The organism is Pseudorhodoplanes sp. (genome assembly GCF_050250235.1).
Lineage (GTDB): Bacteria > Pseudomonadota > Alphaproteobacteria > Rhizobiales > Xanthobacteraceae > Pseudorhodoplanes.
In genome coordinates this window covers 1-3,672 of sequence record NZ_JBFWPA010000293.1, presented here as the reverse complement: position 1 = coordinate 3,672, position 3,672 = coordinate 1, and the positions used below count along the sequence as shown (strand labels likewise).

3 protein-coding genes are annotated in these 3,672 nt (G+C 56.1%); 1 reads left to right on the top strand and 2 read right to left on the bottom strand.

Features of this window, described 5'->3' with window-relative positions; genetic code table 11:
* Nucleotides 1–152: 152 nt before the first annotated feature.
* Entirely contained in the window at nucleotides 153–1,184 is a 1,032-nt protein-coding gene (locus AB7F49_RS38935) for a cupin domain-containing protein (protein ID WP_428533251.1), read from the bottom strand.
* 318 nt (nucleotides 1,185–1,502) lie between these two features.
* Between AB7F49_RS38935 and AB7F49_RS38930 the strand changes: the two genes are divergently transcribed.
* On the top strand, nucleotides 1,503–2,387 hold the full coding sequence (locus AB7F49_RS38930; protein WP_428533248.1) for a PDR/VanB family oxidoreductase: 885 nt from the start codon (nucleotides 1,503–1,505) through the stop codon (nucleotides 2,385–2,387).
* Between the two features lie 146 nt (nucleotides 2,388–2,533).
* Here the strand turns inward: AB7F49_RS38930 and AB7F49_RS38925 are convergent, their stop codons facing one another.
* On the bottom strand, nucleotides 2,534–2,662 hold the full coding sequence (locus AB7F49_RS38925; protein WP_428533245.1) for a hypothetical protein: 129 nt from the start codon (nucleotides 2,660–2,662) through the stop codon (nucleotides 2,534–2,536).
* Nucleotides 2,663–3,672: the final 1,010 nt, after the last annotated feature.

Sequence of the window (3,672 nt, the reverse complement as noted above, 5' to 3'; positions counted from 1 at the left end):
CGTCGGGCGAGAAAAAGGCGCGAGGCCGAGGCGAAATCGGCTTCCGACGATCCGCGCCGGAATGCGACGCCAGCATTCATAATCGCGTTGAACCGCGGCGAATGCGCTACGGCTCACGAACGCAAAATTTTCGGCTGCGGAGAATTGCAGGCTCAGGCGTGCTTATCGTCGCTGCCGTGCTGCTCGCGCCAAAGCCCGAGCTTTTCCTGCAGTGCACAATCGGAAAAGCTGAACACCACCGCTTCCGCGTCCGCTTGCAGGGTGTAGGACGTCCAGTTCGGCACCACCATCACGTCGCGTTTGCCGCATGTCCACGTCGTGCCGCCAAGATCGAACGAACAACTCCCCTCCAGCACGACGAATACCCGTGCATCGGTCGCGCGCACCGGCTGCGTACGAAAGCCTGCGGGAAGCAATTGGACGAAGCTGCCGATAGTCGGCAGCGTGTGCCCGCCCGTGAACGGATGGGCGTATCGAAGCTTGTAGCCATGGAAGGCGTCCGGTGCGCCCGATATGACCATGCGCGAAAGCACTTCCCGGACCTTGGAATACGGATATTTGTACACCGGCGAATGCGGATCTTGCGGTAGCGGCGTGAGCGGCAGCATGCCGCTTCCATATCGGAATATCGAATCATCGCCCGGTACCGTTTGCGGATGCTGATCGTCGGGATGATCCTCAAAGAAGGACAGAGCGAGATAATTGACGATCGGAAGATCCAGGCCATCAAGCCAGATCATTTCGCCTTCGGTTTGCTTGCCATGGTCGTGCCAAGTCCAGGCCGGCGTCGTGATATAATCGCCAAATTCCATCGACATGCGGTCGCCGTTCACCGCGGTGTAGGCGCCCTCGCCTTCCAGCACGATGCGCATCGCTGACTGCGTATGACGATGACTGGAGGCGATTTCACCGCCGACAATCATCTGGATGCCGCAAACCAGCGTGTGGGTGATGCCCATGCCCTGCAAGCCGGGATTGGAAAGCAAAAGCACACGTCGCTCCGCCTGTTCGGCGGTCACGGTTCGGCCTGCTTCGAGGATTAGCGGCCGAATATCCTGCTGATAATTCCAGGAAGCCGGAGAACATCGGACGACCGGCTGTTCCGGGACTGCCGCTGCCAAATTCTCCCATAGCGCCGAAAGATTTGCGGCTTTCAGCCGATCGGAGAAAACCGGTTCCGTCATCTGGCAATTCGGCACTTTCTCGTCTCCCGATTCGACCTCGATTGTGAACGCTGATGGAACGGCCACGAGTACCGGTCGAAGATCGGCCGCGACCGAAAGCTTGGCCAGCCTTTAAGCGCGGCTGATCCATTTTCAATCATTAGAACACTAAGGACTGATCTTACTAAACGCGCGACTACCCGTCCAGACATTGACTCCTATTAATTAGCTTTCTAAGTATCAAAGAAGATAGGGCCACAGAGATACCTCGCCATGGGCCAACAGGCAGTTTCAATTAAGATGAGGGTCGCTGCGCGGCGCGCTCTCACACCCAGTATAGTGGAATTCACGCTCGAACCCGCGTCAGCCGCATACCTCGCGCCTTACACACCAGGTGCTCATGTCACCGTGCAGACGCCTTCTGGAGCCATGCGCCGCTATTCTTTGGTCGGCTCCGGTGAGGCGACGAATCGCTATGTGATTGCAGTCAAAAAGGAAACCAGCTCGCGGGGCGGCTCGCAATCTATGCATGCCAATGCGTTAGAAGGATACGAAATACCCGTTCTACAACCCGAAAACTCCTTCCCTCTTAAGCCCGCGTCGAAATATCTGCTGATCGCAGGCGGCATCGGTGTCACTCCAATCTATTCAATGGCGCTACGGCTCGCGCAGGACGGCCGCGACTTCCAGATCATCTATTGCACACGCAACCCCGTCGAAACCGCCTATCGCGACGAGATGCGGGAAGCATTCGGCGATCGTCTGGTGTTGCATCACGACGATGGCGACAGCCAGAATGCCTATGATTTCTGGCCTCATCTCGAAAAGCCGCAGAATATGGGCATTTATTGCTGCGGACCCAAGCTGTTAATGAACGACATCCGTGCGATGTCGGACCACTGGCCAGACGGACGGATAAACTTCGAGGATTTCAAGCCTTTTGAAGTCACGCTAAGTGACGATCGTCCGTTTGAGGTTGAGCTGGCCAAATCGGGAAAAACCGTTTTGGTCCCGGCCGACCGATCTATCCTTGAAGCACTGCGCGAAAATGGCGTGCCGACCGCAAGTTCATGTGAAAGCGGTACATGCGGAACCTGCAAGACCGGCCTGATTTCCGGCGAGGTAGAGCATCGCGACCTGGTGCTGATGGAAGAAGAGCAGGATCGACACATCATGATATGCGTATCTCGCGCGCGCGGTTCACGGCTGGTTCTCGATCTCTAATGGGCGAGGCGTGGCTGATCGGTTACGCGGGTCCGCATCTGGTCAACCGTTCATAGCAACCCGCGCGTTGGGCGCCGTACAGCTTTGCCGACTTTAAGATAGCTTTTTTTGTTGAGGCTTCACTTGATCTGACGATTTCCGCGCGCTCACTCCGCGATGAAATTTTTGGGCAACAGTTGCGGCCAATTCTTTGACTCGATATTCTGGCACAGCACGAAACTAAATTTATCGGGGAGCTTGCCAGTTTGTTCCCGAGCGACAGCCAGCGGCTTCATGGGCTCCTTCCGCTTCGCGGTGCGATTAGACGGGACCCGTTAATTCCCTTTGCGACTCGTCGGGGTCGTAAGAAGAGCTGACAGGTGCGAGCTCGTTTTACGTGATGCCGTGATCCGTTAACTGTTATAAGCGATGCGGTGCGACGGCGTGCACGTAATGCACATTTTTCGCCTGCTACTTCACACCCTCGCGTTTCAGACGTAAGTCGGCGCGAACGCATCGGGGCGAAGCGAGCACCTAGGGCGATGTCTGGAAAGCCAGCTCACGAAAGTGTTTGGACCTCATGGGCGTTCCATTCGAGCAGGGATGGACAACTGCTGGTGGCATTCGTACCCGATACCTTCGCAGCGGTGACTCATCTAAGCCGCCACTAGTTTTTCATGGCACCGGCGGGCACGCTGAAGCCTACACGCGAAATCTGGCCGCACACGGTGAACATTTTTTGACATACCCCATCGACATGGTGGGCAACAGTCTATCCGATAAGCCAGCCGGGCAAGACCTGGAAATATCCGGGTATGCCCGACATCTGCGAGAGGTGTTTAGCGAGCTCGGTTCCGACAAAGCGGCGATCTCCGGTGAGTCATTGGGACGCTGAGTAGCCGCGCGCTTTGCTGTTGACTATCCTAGCTGCATCGATCGCTTGGTCGTGAATACCGCTGCTGGAATACTGCCTTCCCCGCCGTTATGCAGATAATAAAAGAAATCTCCATGGCCGCGGTGGAAGATCCGTCCTGGGAACGCATCAACTCACGTCTCGAATTCTTGATGCACGAAGGGAACTGCTTTTGATTGCTTAGAGCACCCCATCAATGCCGTCCTGTGGCTTGCTAAGACGATGGCATTAGTTGGCCGCCCTCTTAAGGCTGGCGATACCGTGATGGATAACGTACAGAATCTTTCGCACTTTCAGAACTGACGGCTTCTTCATAGACTGAAGGAGCAACCGATGAGTGACGAGAAGCCGATGGGCCAGGTCATCCAGATTGATGAAGCCCGGATTCGCGAC